This is a genomic window from Varibaculum sp., from assembly GCF_008661855.1.
Lineage (GTDB): Bacteria > Actinomycetota > Actinomycetes > Actinomycetales > Actinomycetaceae > Varibaculum > Varibaculum timonense_A.
On sequence record NZ_RPZY01000042.1, the window covers coordinates 22,661 to 38,304 of the forward strand.

Annotated in this window: 14 protein-coding genes and 1 tRNA gene; 6 read left to right on the forward strand and 9 right to left on the reverse strand. The window is 50.8% G+C overall.

Features of this window, described 5'->3' with window-relative positions; all coding sequences use genetic code 11:
- Window positions 1–10: 10 nt before the first annotated feature.
- The 3 genes from QZT94_RS05145 to hflX all read right to left on the reverse strand — a co-directional run bounded on the left by QZT94_RS05145 (window position 11) and on the right by hflX (window position 4,733).
- Window positions 11–1,000: an L-lactate dehydrogenase gene (locus QZT94_RS05145; protein ID WP_296760928.1), complete on the reverse strand. Its 990-nt coding sequence runs from the start codon at window positions 998–1,000 to the stop codon at window positions 11–13.
- A 115-nt stretch (window positions 1,001–1,115) separates the two neighbouring features.
- The gene (locus tag QZT94_RS05150; protein WP_296760930.1) at window positions 1,116–3,125 is read right to left on the reverse strand and encodes an ATP-dependent DNA helicase; all 2,010 of its coding nucleotides are present in this window, start codon (window positions 3,123–3,125) and stop codon (window positions 1,116–1,118) included.
- Window positions 3,126–4,733 (reverse strand): GTPase HflX, encoded by a 1,608-nt coding sequence (gene hflX / locus QZT94_RS05155; RefSeq protein WP_296760932.1) that lies wholly within the window; start codon window positions 4,731–4,733, stop codon window positions 3,126–3,128.
- A 164-nt stretch (window positions 4,734–4,897) separates the two neighbouring features.
- On the opposite strand from hflX, the gene QZT94_RS05160 reads away from it, so the two are divergent.
- The 4 genes from QZT94_RS05160 (at window position 4,898) to QZT94_RS05175 (ending at window position 8,662) form a co-directional block, all read left to right on the forward strand.
- Window positions 4,898–4,971: transfer RNA gene (locus QZT94_RS05160), tRNA-Val, on the forward strand.
- Between the two features lie 240 nt (window positions 4,972–5,211).
- Complete coding sequence (locus QZT94_RS05165; RefSeq protein WP_296760933.1) at window positions 5,212–5,553, forward strand: hypothetical protein; 342 nt, start codon at window positions 5,212–5,214, stop codon at window positions 5,551–5,553.
- Window positions 5,554–5,636: 83 nt separating this feature from the next.
- Entirely contained in the window at window positions 5,637–6,302 is a 666-nt protein-coding gene (locus QZT94_RS05170) for an ATP-binding cassette domain-containing protein (RefSeq protein ID WP_296760935.1), read from the forward strand.
- A 5-nt stretch (window positions 6,303–6,307) separates the two neighbouring features.
- Entirely contained in the window at window positions 6,308–8,662 is a 2,355-nt protein-coding gene (locus tag QZT94_RS05175) for a hypothetical protein (RefSeq protein WP_296760936.1), read from the forward strand.
- A gap of 100 nt (window positions 8,663–8,762) precedes the next feature.
- Here QZT94_RS05175 and QZT94_RS05180 read toward each other — a convergent pair whose 3' ends face one another.
- Window positions 8,763–9,191, reverse strand: a complete 429-nt coding sequence (locus QZT94_RS05180) for a DUF3052 domain-containing protein (protein WP_296760938.1) — start codon at window positions 9,189–9,191, stop codon at window positions 8,763–8,765.
- Window positions 9,192–9,493: 302 nt separating this feature from the next.
- Here QZT94_RS05180 and aceE point away from each other — a divergent pair, with 302 nt between their 5' ends.
- Entirely contained in the window at window positions 9,494–12,241 is a 2,748-nt protein-coding gene (aceE, locus tag QZT94_RS05185; RefSeq protein WP_270625670.1) for a pyruvate dehydrogenase (acetyl-transferring), homodimeric type, read from the forward strand.
- Window positions 12,242–12,462: 221 nt separating this feature from the next.
- Here aceE and QZT94_RS05190 read toward each other — a convergent pair whose 3' ends face one another.
- Both QZT94_RS05190 and relB read right to left on the reverse strand, forming a co-directional pair.
- On the reverse strand, window positions 12,463–12,789 hold the full coding sequence (locus QZT94_RS05190; RefSeq protein WP_363928436.1) for a type II toxin-antitoxin system RelE/ParE family toxin: 327 nt from the start codon (window positions 12,787–12,789) through the stop codon (window positions 12,463–12,465).
- Complete coding sequence (gene relB, locus QZT94_RS05195; RefSeq protein ID WP_270625521.1) at window positions 12,726–12,947, reverse strand: type II toxin-antitoxin system RelB family antitoxin; 222 nt, start codon at window positions 12,945–12,947, stop codon at window positions 12,726–12,728. The genes QZT94_RS05190 and relB overlap by 64 nt, the downstream gene beginning before the upstream one ends.
- A 180-nt stretch (window positions 12,948–13,127) precedes the next feature.
- Here relB and QZT94_RS05200 point away from each other — a divergent pair, with 180 nt between their 5' ends.
- Window positions 13,128–13,445: a DUF4298 domain-containing protein gene (locus QZT94_RS05200; RefSeq protein ID WP_270625519.1), complete on the forward strand. Its 318-nt coding sequence runs from the start codon at window positions 13,128–13,130 to the stop codon at window positions 13,443–13,445.
- 16 nt (window positions 13,446–13,461) lie between these two features.
- Here QZT94_RS05200 and QZT94_RS05205 read toward each other — a convergent pair whose 3' ends face one another.
- The 3 genes from QZT94_RS05205 to QZT94_RS05215 form a co-directional block, all read right to left on the reverse strand.
- Window positions 13,462–13,950 carry a hypothetical protein gene (locus QZT94_RS05205; RefSeq protein WP_270625518.1) on the reverse strand — a complete coding sequence of 163 codons (489 nt, stop codon included), beginning with the start codon at window positions 13,948–13,950 and terminating at the stop codon, window positions 13,462–13,464.
- A 213-nt stretch (window positions 13,951–14,163) separates the two neighbouring features.
- Window positions 14,164–14,613, reverse strand: coding sequence for a phosphopantetheine-binding protein (locus QZT94_RS05210; protein ID WP_270625516.1), 450 nt, complete (start codon window positions 14,611–14,613; stop codon window positions 14,164–14,166).
- A gap of 1 nt (window position 14,614) precedes the next feature.
- The gene (locus tag QZT94_RS05215; RefSeq protein WP_072509354.1) at window positions 14,615–15,112 is read right to left on the reverse strand and encodes a DUF3145 domain-containing protein; all 498 of its coding nucleotides are present in this window, start codon (window positions 15,110–15,112) and stop codon (window positions 14,615–14,617) included.
- Between the last annotated feature and the right edge of the window lie 532 nt (window positions 15,113–15,644).

Consider the following 15,644-nt stretch of genomic DNA (forward strand, 5'->3'; position numbering starts at 1 on the left):
GAAGTTTAGGTTATAGCCCCACCGATTTAGCAACCTCGGACAGTTTTTCTGCGCTGCGAGTAAGAGCATCCCGTTCATTTAGGGTAATCGGCGGATCTAGCACGCGCCCTACCCCGGAGCGACCCACCAGAGTTGGGGCTGCCATACACACCCCGGAGATACCATTCCAGTTGTCAAGTAGGGACGAAACGGTTAGAACCCGATCCTCATCGCGCATTACTGCGGAGATAATGTTGGTTACTGCCAGTCCGATTGCGAAATTAGTTACCCCTTTTCCATCAATAATCCGATAGGCAGATTCCACTACATCTTTCGCTATCCGTTTTTGCAGCTTATCATCAAAAATTCCTCCCCCTACGGTGGCTCCCCACCGTGAGAGCGGTACGTTACCAATCTCGGCACTCGACCAGAGCGGAACCTCGGAGTCGCCGTGTTCACCGGCAATATAGGCGTGAATATTTTGGACAGCAACCCCGGTTTCTTGCGAAATTAGGTAGCGCATCCGGGAAGTATCAAGCACCGTTCCGGAACCAAAAACCTGGTGTGAGGGCAAACCGCTCATCTTTAGAGCCATATAGGTGGCGATATCTACCGGGTTAGAAACCAAGATATAAATGGCATCGGGCGCAACGTTTAGCACTTTCGGCAAAATAGAGTTCATGATGTTTACCATCGCCTGTACCATATCTAGGCGCGACTGTCCCGGTTTTTGTTGGGGACCAGCGGTAATCACGATAACGTCCGAGTCACGTAAGACCTCAACATCGTCTGAACCAGAAATCGAAGCGGCAGGGGTGAACTGAATCCCGTGGGCAAGGTCGAGAGCCTCCGCTTCGACCTTAGGTTTATTAATATCGAATAGAGCTATTTCCCGAGCTGCACCTTTAATCTGGCACGCATAGGCGAGAGCAGTACCAACGAAACCGGCACCGACAATCCCCACTTTCGAGCGACGTGTCAGCGCCGAGGGGTAGAGAGAATTTGCACGCTCTTTCGACATAGTTTCTCCTTTAGGGATAGAAGTTTTCTTCTAAAACCAAATTACCCTGCCATCTTTGATAATACCGATGAAAAACGACCTATTTTCAGGGTGATTTTATAGTCTTTCGCGTCTTTTAGCTGTTCTGGGCAGATTCTCGCTGTTTCGATAGGCGCTTTAAAGCACCCAGCACAGTATCCCGATTGGTGGTTTTCCAAAAAGGAGGTAAGGATTTAAGCAGGTAGTTAGCATACCTGGCAGTAGCCAGTCTCTGATCTAAGATTGCAACTACTCCCCGGTCATTGGCAGTTCTAATCAGTCGCCCTACCCCCTGGGCTAATAATAGCGCCGCATGAGTGAGGGAAACCTCGGCAAAGCCACTTCCCCCTGCGACCTCAACCGCGCGGGTACGGGCAGAAATATAAGGGTCATTAGGACGAGGGAAAGGTATTCGGTCAATCAACACTAGGCGACAGGTATCCCCCGGCAAATCCACTCCTTGCCACAGTGAAAGCGTGCCAAATAAACAAAAATCACGATTAGCTGAAAACTCATCTATCAGCTGATTTATAGGTCGTTCTCCCTGTAACAGTACCTTCAAGTCACAGTTATCGGCAAAGTATTGGGCTGCCTGCTCCGCCGCCTTAAAGGAAGAAAATAGCCCTAACACTCCCCCGCCAGCTGCCTCAGATAGCTCTAAGGCTCTTTCAAGAACCGATTGGTCGAGCCCTGATTGCCCCGGACGTGGTAAATCAGAAGCCACATACAAGATTCCTTGCTTAGCGTAATCAAAAGGACTACCTAAATCACTTCCTTGCCAAGTGTGCGAAGCGCGCAGCCCCAGGCGGGAAGCAATTGCATTAAAAGAGCCTCCTAGCTGCATAGTGGCAGAAGTCAGCACGCAAGAACGTCCCTTAAACAGGTTCGTATACAGTTTATTTCCCACGTCGAGAGGCCCCGAATAAAGGTAACGTTCCCCAGATTTTTCTTCCTCAATCCAGGCAGCCGATTTGGTCGGGTCAAAGCAGCTAATCAGTTCAGCGGCCTCTAAAGACTCTTCAATCTGAGCCAGAGTAACTTTTTGTTTACCTTTATTTTCGTCCTCTTTATTAGCGCTAGTAACCTGTCCGGAAATATCGGATAGTTCGATTTGCAGCGCAGTTAAAGTCTCTTGCAAAGCTCCCGGAATGGAGTTCAATTCTCCCTCGGGCAAGTCATTTAAGGTTTTCGCTAAGCGCTCGGATACCTCAAAAAGGTTGCTGACCGGCAAATCAAAATGCTTTCTAGCGCTGCGGGCAATCCTTTCTATTGCCGCACCTGAAAGGTTCACGCAGGCTTGCGAACGCGCCCGAGAGGGAAGCTCGTGCGCCTCATCAACGATTAATACTTCAAAATCTGGCAGCAGCTCGGCGCTAGTGAGTGCCGAAATCGCTAATAGCGCGTGATTAGTGATAATAATATCCGCATCTTGGGCTTTGAGCCGGGCATCTCTAGGAAAACAGTCAGTAAAATAGCGACAGGTTTTCCCCTGACATTGATTAGCAGCGATTGAGGCTTGCCGCCAGGCGGCTAACGCTACTGCCCGCTCTAGGTCGTCACGATCCCCGCTATCGCTCTCTTGCGCCCATTCCCGCAGCCTGGCCAATTGTTTGCCCACCATGGTAGGGGAAGCTGAAGTCACCTCATAGGCGGGAAAGAGAGCTTCACTTTCTTCGGGAGCGGCCAGTTTCCAGCGACAAATATAGTTTGACCACCCTTTTAGCACCGCCACGTTTGGAAGAGGATACCCGAGCTGCCGGCACGCCCCCACTACCGTGGGAATATCACAGCTGAGGAGCTGACGCTGCAACGCCAAAGTAGCAGTCGAGATTACAACCCGTTTCCCATGCTCTATTACCTGCTGGAAAGCAGCCGCCAGATAGGCAAGAGATTTGCCCGTACCGGTTCCTGCCCCCACCAATTGCGCGCCCTCTAAAGAAAATGAGCGGCTCGCCAGATTACACATTTGAACCTGTTCCTCGCGTTTACTTCCCCCAATACGCTCAATACAGGTTTGCAGAATTTCGCACGCTGCTCTCGCATCTTTACCGCCACTACCTTTACCTTTATCGGCGGTGGCAACTAGCGGAGAAACCGAAGAATCCATCTAGTTCGCCACTTCCAATATGGCTTGCGCCAAGGCCGGCCCAGCTCGCCCTATAACATGAGTGCCCTGTTCTAGATACTCCACGGTATCGACGATACCCTCCTGGTGGAGTCGGGCTACCAGAGCAGAATGACTATAGGGAATTACGTAATCTATGGGTTTAGCGGGCGCGGGTAGCGCTTTGCCGATTGCTTCGCGGAGCTGGCTAAGACCTTGCCCGCTGCGGGTCGAGAGCGCTATTGCCCCAGGTAATAACGATTGCAGTGCGCGGATATGGAATGCATCTACCAAATCTGCTTTGTTGAGGACGATAATTTGGGGGATTGCAGAAATGTTGGTTAGCTCCCCCAACACTTCCTTAACGGTTTCTACCTGATGGGAGGGGTTCTGGTGGCTGGCATCTACTACGTGCACGATTACATCGGAGTATTCAACTTCCTCTAGGGTGGAGCGGAAAGCTTCTACCAGCTCGTGCGGAAGTTCATCAATAAAACCTACTGTGTCGGTTAGGGTGTAGCTGCGCCCATCGGGGGTTTGCGCCTGGCGCACGGTGGGATCTAGGGTAGCAAACAGAGCATCTTGCACCATCACATCCGCGTCTACCAGGGAATTTAACAGGGAGGATTTCCCAGCATTGGTGTAGCCCACGATTACCACTGAGGGCAGGGCGCTTTGCAGGCGGCTCTCCCGTTTAGTGTCCCGTCCTTTTTTCATTTGCTGAATCTCGCGGCGCAGTTTCGCGATTCGCTTGGTAATCCGACGACGGTCGGTTTCCAGTTTGGTTTCGCCCGGACCGCGCGCGCCGATTCCGGCTCCTCCCGACACGCGTCCTCCTGCCTGGCGAGACATTGATTGCCCCCAGCCCCGAAGGCGGGGCAGCAGGTATTGTAGCTGCGCTAGTTCCACTTGGGCTTTCCCCTCGCGCGAGGAGGCGTGTTGGGCGAAAATATCCAGGATTACGGCGGTGCGGTCGATAACTTTCACTTGAACTATGTCTTCCAGTCCTCGCCGCTGGGAGGGCTGGAGCTGGGCATTTACGACTACGGTGTCGGCGTTTAGCGCCGCTATCTGCTCGGCTAACTCTTTAGCTTTACCTCGCCCTACGAAAGTTGCCGCATCCGGGGTGCTGCGTCGCTGCAAAGCCGCGCCTACCAGTTCGGCACCTGCGGTTTGGGCAAGCGCCGCGAGTTCCGATAGGGACTGCTGCGCATGAGAGCGGTCATGGTCATATATGCCCACAAGGAATACTTTTTCTAACTGAACCCGGCGATACTCGACCTCCGAAATATCCAGGTCAGAGGCGTTCGTACGTTGAAATTCTTCCCGGAGCTGCCGCGAGAAATCTCCGCCGTGCGAACTTTGTCTAGATAGCGCGGTGCTCGTCCAATCCAGTAGTTCTAGCCCTTTTTTTCCGGTGGGCGGATGGTTATCGGACTGGTTTTGATTTGCGATAGCTGGGGCGGTGTCTGTTCCGTGTGGGTTTGAGTGGCGTGCGCGTACACGGCGAACCAGGTCATAGGCGCGTTCTAGGTCTTGTTTGCTGACCGGTGATTCTTCTAGGATTTGCGCCGCCCCCTTTCCACTAATCGCTTCTCCTGATTTTCCCATGCTCTCCCCCAGGGCTGCAATAGGGCGCGCGGGCAGGAGGGCGCGTCATTTTATTCTCTAGCGCCAGATTTGTTGGTATTGGCACGGGTTTTGTAAGTTCGATTCATATCACACTCTGTCAAGTTTGTTTCTCTGTCGAGATTGGGTATTCTTTAACAGGTCTAGGGCCTATAGCTCAGTTGGCTAGAGCGCCACGTTTACACCGTGGATGTCGGGGGTTCGAGTCCCTCTGGGCCCACCGTGACGAGCTCGAACGGCAAGCAAGTTTACTTGCTTGTTAGTGAGAGTGAGGAAACGGCGCGCAACACGAAGTGTTGCAAGCACAATGAGGAGCCCGAACGGTACGAAAACCGTTCGGGTTTTCGCAATAGTGAGGGCGACATTTGGGTTAAAACCCGATTTTCACCTATCCCTGGTGTTAAAATAGAGCTCAAATCGATGGCGATTGGGTACGATTTAATTTTTAAAGGATGAAATCATGAAAAGCTTAGAAAAAATACGGACATCAGGGCTTTGTTTTGCATTTGTCACCGCGCTTATAGCAGGCTCATTATTAGTGACAGCACCAGATGCGGGTGCGCTTGGTGGAAACTGCTCAGCTTGGCTTCAAAATAGCGTTGGGTTTACGCAAGGTGCAGGTAGATGTTCTTCTCTTAATCGAGATACAAAAGCCCGAGTTACGCTAGATATCGCATCTGCACCGGACTATCATTCTTCTTGGTTCACTAAATTGAATACAACATATAGAACTCCTGCATGGACGGCGGCATCACAACTGGGTTGGCCTCGTGCCGCCCGTGTAGATCACGCTAAGCGATAACCTCTACGCACAGCGAGGTCAGACGGCTATGATGTGCGACGCTTGCCCTATCTAGTAATGCTGACTTCTCACGGGGAACAGTGATGCGTGTCGAAATAGCTGACCTCAGTTTCGAGTATCGTGGTTCGGGCGAAACCCGGAAGATTTTTGAGGGAGCTTCCGCCAGTTTTTCACCTGGTGGCTTTTATGCGCTAATGGGAGCATCTGGTTCAGGGAAAACTACCCTTTTTAGGTTATTAACTAGGGAACTAAAGCCTCTGGGTGGGCAGATACTGATTGGGAATCGTGATTTAGAAACTATTCCTACCCGCGAGCTTCGAGCCTCCATTCTAGGTCGAATTTTCCAAGATTATCTGTTGATTCCTTTTCTAAATCCAATTGAAAATTTGCTGCTAGCGCGAGAGATTAGCCACGGATATGCAGGTAAGAACGAATATGACCTCGCCTCACAGCTGCTGGCGCGGGTTGGTCTTACCGGTCATAGCGCTCAACCTGTTGAGTTGCTATCAGGTGGGGAACAACAACGGGTAGCTATTGCTCGTGCCTTGATGGGATCAGCTCAGATTCTCCTTGCAGATGAACCCACTGGCGCTTTAGATCGGGATAATACCGTTCAGATTGCACAGTTGTTAGCTAGTTTGGCTCACGATGAGAATATGTTGGTTATTACCGGTACCCATGACATGAAATTCGCTAGTTACGCTGACAAAGTTATCCATATCAGCAATTATGGTTTTGCTGTGGAGTAGCGCTAATGGGTAGGCAGCGACTGCGTCTCATCTTCAAGATGGCTCTTCACCGCCCTGCAAACGCCTTGGGGACGATAGCTATTGCATTGGCGCTAGTCATGATTTGCGCAACTATTAGCAACTTTGTTTTTGCCTATAGTCGCGCTGTTCAACGTGGCGCGCAAAGCAATTTCGGAGTGTATAGCCAACAGGTAACCGGCAACGAGGACGTTGCCGCATTCATGCGCTATTTGCAACAAAAAGGTGAGGCGGTAGCTACTTCCTATTCCCATCAAAATATTCTCAAAACTAACACTAAAAAGGCCACTAGCGCAGATGTTACTATGCTCAGCGGCACAGCCAACCTGGGAGTGTTGGCGACTGGTCGCTACCCAAATCTACCGGGTGAGCTATCGGTTAGCCAAGAAGTCGCGAAGCGATTACAAGCAAAACTTGGGGACAAGCTGGAACTCGTAGACGTGGAGAACCCGGGAAAGCAAGCTGCTTTTTCTCTAGTGGGAATCACTGAGAACCCCGCTTCCATTCATGAAGTCACCGCTATTGCTATTAGCGCTAATCAATCTATATTTAAATCCTCTGAAGTCTGGCTGACAAATAATGATTTGAAAACTATAGATGAGGTATTGAATCACGGTGGCGGAAATGTCGCGACAGTGAACTCTGCAATACAGCGAGCAAATGCAAATGCGGTCAGCTATCAGGCGATATCACCGCCACTGGCATCACTGTTTGCATCTCTACTAGTCGTGGTTCTCTTGGTGGCAATCTATGCCGCCGATCGGTATCGACGTCGCAGCATATTCCAGGTTTTGACCGCATTAGGAGATACGCCAGGACGAGCTGCTTTGACCACTTGCACCCAAACTACCTTATTGGCTTTAGGTGGCGGAGCAACAGGATGGCTACTAGCTTGTATATCGCTTCCCAGCCTCTCGGAGTGGGTAGCGACGTTTTTTGAGCAGCGATGGAACCAGGTGGAATGGACAGCTGTGACCATCGTCGCGGTAGTAACGCTGGCTATAATTACCCTTGGCGGTCTGTTTAGCGCGGGGCTAACTGTTTTATCTCTAAAGCACCACAAGCGTGCACCTAGTAAGGGATTTTCCCCTCGTCTTTTGCTAATAGTAGGTATTACGGGAACTGTAGCGACCATGCTTTTAATACTTTCCCGCCAATTGTTTATTTTTCCGCAAGGCCATCGCATGGCGATGGTACTCGGAGCAGTAAGCATCCCTTCCCTGGGGTACTCACTCACGTTATTCACACGCAAGCGGAGGATAACCACGCGTTTAGGAAATCGCTTGCAAAAACTGATTTTAGGAGTGCTCGCAATAGTGTTCGCTTTGAACTATTACGGATCACTGTATGCAAGTGGAGTAGCGGATTGGACTAACTGGCTGGGTAGGCAGATTAATGGCAAAGACAGTTACCTCCAAGTTACTAACGCTACCGAGCAAGCCGTAGATAACCTTTTGGAAAGATACCCTCAATTAAAGGCTCACACCGCGCTATTTGGCGATATTTCTACCACCAAACAAATGTTTCGCATCACCGATAATGAGGGGGCGCAATGCTTTAAAACCGCTAATTCTGTACACGATTGCCCTAAATCTAATCTAGATTTGGTTTATGTTGCTTCTGGAGGGTTGGCTGATAAAAGTTTTATTAACCATGCTCCCAAGGGCTATGTAACCAACAAGGGTACAGTTACTTTGATTGGTATCGGTATCGCTGATTCGGCAATCACCAAAGTGACCACGGTAGAGGGGCTTAGCGGAGACCCTAACTTAGAAAATAACATTTTAAGCGGGTTGATATTATCGCCTGATTCCCCGCTACTTAAACAGTTGGAGGTCAAGAAACCTCAATCTTACACTGCGATTATCACTGGTTTTGCTGGATTACCCGATGAGGTACAAGACGAGATACGGGCAAACCTGCTCATCCAGGCTCCTTTCGCGACCATAAATGACTCCGATGACCCGCAGATTAGACAATTACGAGCACAGGCAGTTGCGCGGCAGCTTTTAGCAGTAATCATCTCGGGTATATTACTGGTGACTTTATCTTCTACATTGGTATCTGACCAGCGAATTGAACGGCGTCTTATCGAACTAACCGGAGGAGGAAAGAAGAGTCAATTTAGATTGTTGAAATCCTTACTGGTTACATACACGATTTCAGTTTTTTCCGCTGTAGTTTTAGGACGCCTATCCACTATGGATAGGATTCCTTTTACCCGCCCCAACTCAGCCGTTACCCATGACTATGGCTTGGTGTGGACAATGGGATTATCAGCACTGTTGTTCCTGATTCCTGCCCTAATTATCGCAAGTAGGAAATATCGGCACGCGCCCTAATAACGGTTTACCGAGCCCTGAAATGCTATTAAAGCCAACGACACGAAAACCGTTCCAAGCTATCTCCAGCCACCTTTTTCAGAGGGTTGGGGCGGGAAAACTAGCGGCCGCGGGAAACGATTTGTGTACCCGCCCACTGGGGAGAAACCACTTCCGAGGTGGTAGGATTCATTCCCGCGGTTTTAGCTGCTTCCTCGATTAGACGCGGATCAACAGCCTGCGGATCAGAGGCGATTGGGCTGAGCACCCAAATTCTCCCTCCTTCATCCATATTGCCCATTGCGTCCATCAGCAAATCTGAAAGATCATCGGCGTTCCCGTCATCATCACGCCACCAAATCAGGGCACCATCACTCATGCCGGTGAAATCTTCATCTGCTAAATCGTCATCAATCTGATCCATAATGGCTTGACGAAGATTTTCATCAACATCTTCATCCCAACCAAATTCTTGAATGACTTGCTCTTCTTTAAACCCCATTTCCGAAACGGATAGGGAAGTTTCATGCCTTTCGCCTGTGGTTTCCACGTTCTCTAAAATACATGATTGAGCCGATTGGGAAAAACACTAGAGCCGAGTTTCAGCTAATCTCTGCCCATATTTCACTGTTTCCTGAAATAACCCCACGCCATTACCACCTATAACCCCTGGTAAACACGATTATTCTCAGCATTATTGCAACCTTAAATCACTTTTGAGTGTAACCGGTTTACCAAAACTTCCCTCATTTTCATTAGTCGGCTAAAGAGCAGTAGCGAAAGCACGAAAAATAGATAAGAATTAGATTTGTATGGTCTTTGGTTGAAGGAGCAGCAATACCTATGAGTGATATGTCTGAGAATAAAGCATCCCTGGATTCTATACACCAATTAGCCAAGGCAATACCAGACCCTGACCCGGAAGAGACCCGTGATTGGCTCGATTCTTTAGACCAACTGATTAAAGAACGCGGTCCGGAGCGTACTCGCGATTTACTGTTGCGAATGTTAGCGGCGGCAGGTGAACAAAACGTGGCGGTGCCTGCCAATTTAAATACGCCTTTCACGAACACGATTAAGCCGCATGATGAACCGACTTTCCCCGGGGATGAACGCATCGAGCGGGATTATCGTCGCTGGATGCGCTGGAATGCCGCCGTGCAGGTTACCCGCGCGCAACGCCAAGGGGTGCATGTGGGGGGTCATATTTCCTCCTATGCTTCTATCTCTACTCTTTACGAGGTGGGCTTTAACCATTTCTTCCGCGGCAAGTCTCATCCGAGCGGCGGGGATCACGTGTTTTTCCAAGGGCACGCCTCCCCCGGTATTTACGCGCGGGCTTTCCTAGAGGGGAGGCTATCTGAGGAGGATATGGATGGTTTCCGTCAGGAACTATCTCAAGCCCCTCACGGTTTGCCTTCTTACCCGCATCCGCGACACCTGCCCGAGTTTTGGGAATACCCCACCGTGTCTATGGGGCTGGGGCCGGCCGAGGCGATTACCCAGGCCTGGTTTGATACCTATTTGACTAACCGGGGAATCAAGGACTGTTCTGACCAGCACACTTGGGCTTTCCTGGGTGATGGGGAAATGGATGAACCGGAATCGCGGGGAATGTTGCAGCTAGCGGGACAGCAAAAACTCGACAACCTAACGTTTGTCGTGAACTGCAACTTGCAGCGTCTGGATGGTCCAGTGCGCGGTAACGGACAGATTATTCAGGAACTTGAGGCATTTTTCCGAGGCGCCGGCTGGAACGTTATCAAGGTGATTTGGGGTCGCGGCTGGGATCGCTTGTTAGCCAAGGATCATGACCATGCGCTGCTGAAGGTGATGACCGAATGTCTGGATGGCGACTACCAGACGTTCAAGGCTAATGATGGCGCTTACGTGCGTGAACACTTCTTTGGGCGGGATCCGCGCACCGCAAAAATGGTGGAGGACTGGACCGACGAGGAGATTTGGGATTTGCGGCGGGGCGGTCATGATTACCGCAAGGTTTACGCGGCCTATCATGCGGCAATGGCGCATAAGGGACAGCCGACTGTTATCTTGGCGCACACTATTAAGGGATATGTGCTGGGTGAGACTTTCGCGGGACGCAACTCCACTCACCAGATGAAGAAGCTGAACTTGAAAGATTTGAAGGCGCTGCGCGACCGGCTACATATTCCGATTACCGATGAGGAGCTGGAGAAGGATCCGCAGCTGCCTCCCTATTACCGTCCCTCCGAGGATCACCCATCCTTGCAATATATGTTTGAGCGTCGCGAAAAGCTGGGCGGTTTTTTGCCTTCGCGTCCTAAAGAACGCAACCAGATGCAGATCTCTTTACCCGACGATTCCGTGTATGACGTCCTCAAAGGAGGTTCGGGTAAACAGAAAGTTGCCACCACCATGGCGCTGGTGCGTCTAATGAAAGAGTTTTTAAAGGATGAAGAGTTCGGCAAGCGGATTGTGCCGATCGTGCCGGATGAGGCGCGGACTTTCGGGATGGACTCCATGTTCCCCTCCGCGAAAATCTATAACACTCTGGGCATGAATTACACGGCAGTCGATGAAGATCTGATGTTGCATTATTCCGAGGGTAAAGATGGCCAGATTCTGCACCCCGGGATTAATGAGGCGGGAGCAGCGGCTGCTTTCCAGGTGGCCGGCACTTCCTATATGTCTAATGGGGAGCCCACTATCCCGTTCTACCTGTTCTATTCCATGTTTGGTTTCCAGAGGACGGGCGACCAGTTCTGGGCGGCCGGAGACCAGTTAGCACGGGGTTTCGTGATTGGAGGAACTGCGGGACGTACTACTTTAACTGGTGAGGGTCTGCAACATGCCGACGGTCACTCCCCGATTATTGCTGCTACTAACCCGGCGTTTGTGCAGTACGATTCGGCCTATGCTTACGAGTTGCGCCATATTATTCGTGACGGTTTGCAACGAATGTATGGAGATGGCTCCGATGGGCGCGATCAGAACGTCATGTACTATTTGACGGTTTATAATGAGGCGATTCACCAGCCGGCAGAACCTGAAGGAGTCGATGTTGAGGGGATTTTGCGTGGCATGTATGCCTTGACCGGCCACTATGAAAATGGCGGACCGAAGGTAGAACTGCTAGCTTCGGGGATTTCGGTTCCTTGGGCGCTGCAGGCGCAAAAGCTTTTGATGCAGGATTGGGGGGTGGACGCGGCTGTCTGGTCGGTGACCAGTTGGCATGAACTGCGCCGGGACGGTATGGAGAGCGATCGCCATAATCTGCTTCATGCGGATGAAGAATATCGCTTGCCCTATGTTACTCAGCGGCTCCGTAATGCCACTGGACCGGTGATTGCGACTTCGGATTATGACCATCTGGTTCCCGATATGATTCGCCCCTGGGTGCCGGGACGCTACAAGGTGCTGGGTGCTTCCGATTTCGGGTATTCCGATACCCGTGCCGCCGCTCGCCGCCACTTCTTGATTGATGCAGAGTCCCTGGTGGTTCAGGCCTTGGAGGCTTTAAATGAGGACGGGATTCTTCCAGATCGCTCGGTGGTTACTCAGGCATTGAATCGCTATGACCTGTTAAATCCGAATGCTGGTTCTTCTGGCGAACAGTAAAGTCTGACACTAATAGCATCAGGGGGGCGCCCATTTCCCAATGGGCGCCCCCCCCCTTTACTTTCTGGAGCTACCTCCACCCCAAAAAATGCGCCCCCAATTGAGTCTGGAGTTACTATTTGCCCTATTAAAGGGCACTAGGTCGCATTAACCCGCTTATTGCGAACCCGGACACCCCTGGTCTTATTTCTCGGGGTTTACCAAGAGTTGCGCCGCTACCGCTAGCGATAGATTTCTTTGCTATGCCCGATTACTAAGGCTTGAATATAGAAGTGGTCATCTTCAATCTCGCAGATGAGGCGATAGTTTCCGATGCGGTAACGCCACTGCCCCGCATAGTTCCCGCGCAACGGTTTACCGTGACTGCGGGGATCGGGAGTGCCCACCAGATTTTTATCAATCCAGTTGCTTATCATGCGCTGGGTATAACGATCGAGTTTCCGAAATTGTCTTTTGAACCTGTTAGTCACCCGGAACTGATATTTCACAGGTCGAGCTCTTTCTTGAACTCGTCCCACGAGTAGGATTTCTTTCCGTCCTCTTCCCATTCGCGGTGAGCCTCATCGGCTACTGTCAGGTCGAACTCGTCCTCTATCTTTTCGAATAGTGCCTGCCTAAAGGCTTCTGCCAAGGTAATGGAGTGTAAGTTCGCATAGCTGGTGGCTAGCTCCTTTTCTTCTGTACTCATCCGGATGGAAAATGCCATCTCTTGCCCTCCCCTTTGTAGTACAAGATACTACACGCCTGGACGCCGGTCAATAGATTGCGACAAGTTATAGCATTAACCGACACTGGGCTAGGTTCTGAATGCAGGATAACCGCAGGTGCGCCCTCTAGAAATATCCTGGGATAAGCGGCTGCGGGCGAGGTGTGGGAGGATAGCGCTATGGAAAAAACTGGAGTTTCCGCGGAGCAAATCGAGCGGGTATCGCAAATGGAGGCAGCGCTAGTGAGCCTCAATGACGCGATTGCAACTGTCGAGGACGCCCTCGATACCTATGAGCAGATGTGGGACGATTACCGCGCCTTGGATAGTTATTATTCCGGGAAGGCCTGGTGGGAAGATTTAGATGCCGATAACCAGGGGCTTTTACCGGAAGATTTGCCGCGCGGAGTTCTTTCCGAGGACGCAGCCTACGACGCCCTCGGCAATGCCGAAGCCCTGCGTGAGCGACTAAAAGAAATCGCGCAATCCGCCCAGTAAAACTCTTGCGTGAGCACTAAGACACTCCTCCATACAGGGCAGGATAACCCTTGAAAAAAGTAGATTCTCCAGAGATAGCAGTAGTAGTTGTCGTAGGATTATTAGCAACCTCCGGTATCTGCGTGTCGTTCTTATTTGATTCTTTTTCCATGAGGAAGAGCAAAAGTCCCATGGATAGCAAAAACGCTACCACTGCCACGAACACAGTAAACGTAAACGATTGTGTTAGAGATTTAACCATCTTCCACGAAGTGCGAAGTGAAGCCCTTTTTGAACAGCCCTCCATTGGAGGCTCAGATTTCTCCGGGCAGCCATCGATATCCGTATTAGGTTTCGGGTTCTCTACGCCGGGGGCATTGTCCCGCAGAGGCATATTCTGGCTGCCAGAGGTCGGATAACCCTTGTCAAGTTGGAGCGTTAGCCCAGATTCTGCATGCGGCTTCCCAGCGAATCTGCCATTAATATGTCGCGGATGTTTGTTCTCAAAATCTTGATTTTTACTCATACTCACTATTGTTGGCGGGGAGAGTATTTCTCTCGAAAAAATGGGGCAAGCATCAATAGTTTGTAACCATATCTCCAAGACAAGTCAGTATCTTTGAGTTTTTAAACAAGATTTACGCCAGCGATAAATGCCAATTATTCGTTTTTGACCTCATAATGGCAGGAAAGACCTCAACATTGCCATTATTTGAAATAAAGATAAGAATGTATATCTTTATTTATTTGCCCTGTTTTTACTGGATCCATATAGGAGCGCCAGCTCCCCTAGGGTTTCGCATTCTACGATTTGAGCATCGGAGCGTTTTTCCTTTAGTTCCGCCTCTAGCTGCGCCACTACCGCATATAACGACAGGTCATCGAAATCAAGATCGTCTATCAGATTTGTCTGCGGTAACAGCGATTCTTGTTTCTCACCAGTTTCAGCAGATACCGCCGCTAACAGCGCGGCTACAACTTCTAAATCACTTGGAAAGCTTTCCCAAGCAGGAGGGAGATTTCCTGAGGGCGCATCCGAGGCAGTAGCACTGGTTTCCTCGGTAACTATCCCAGTTTCTGAGACTTGAAGAAAAAACTCGCCCTCTTTTCCATCTTCAACCTCCGCGCCACCAGGCAGACCCTTACCGAAATCGGCGAGCGCCGCTAAGGCATCAGCATCTAGCGCCATCTCAACCCACTCGGTGCAGCCAGCGCACTGGAGCTCCCGCCCCCGCGTAGCGGAAAGGTTCCAGCTCTTCATCCCACGCGGTTCCCAACGCCAAGTCCAATAGATGCCGCAGTTCCTCTTGACTGCCTTGAGCAAGGGCAATTCGCACCCGATCCTCTGGGATTACCACATTGCCTACCACATCAGTTTGGGCATGAAATATCCCCAGTTCAGGGGTGTATGACCAGCGCCCTCCGTTGTTATTTACGGAGGCATCTTCGGTTACCTCGAAACGTAAATGCTCCCATCCGCGCAGCGCAGAGGCAAGTTTAGCGCCAGTACCTATTTGCCCTACCCAGGACAGTTCCGAGCGGAACATTCCCGGTTGAGCAGGTTGTTCTGTCCATTCTAAGTTGATGCGCTGATCTAGAACTGCACCAACCGCCCATTCCACATGACTCGAAAGTGCACGCGGGCATGAATGCACAAAAAGTACACCGCGGGTGTAATCCTTGTTCATCGCTTCTCCTTTAGTGATTGTCAGGTTCGTCTTCCCCTACGACCTGTAAGCACTACAGAGTGATGACACGCGGTGTCTCAACTTCTATTTTGCCCTCGATAGCCGTTTAGGACAACCCCAAAAGCCTCCGACCGGCAATTATGTTACGAATGAGGCTAATGTGACACCTGTTACTACTTAGTGGTCGTGATTCTACCCTCTACCCAACTATTGAAAATAACTTTGGCTATTTCCAATCAACCACGCCCACCTGAGCAACATTTTCACCCTCCCGTTTTCTGGTATGCGCGCCGTTTCACCCTCCCGAGACAAAAACACCCTCCCAATACCGGCAAAGTGTCCCAATTACGACCACAATTCCCATCTCGGGAGGGCACAACTGCACCGGGCGGGCGCAACTGCACCGGGAGGGTCAAAACGTCACCCAAAAAGGGCGTGGTCGGTAACAGATGTGGGAGTAAACACAGGAAACGCCCGGGGACAGCATCCTCCAGGCAGCCGCGGGGGGCGGTTTTATGCCGAAGAGTAGGAC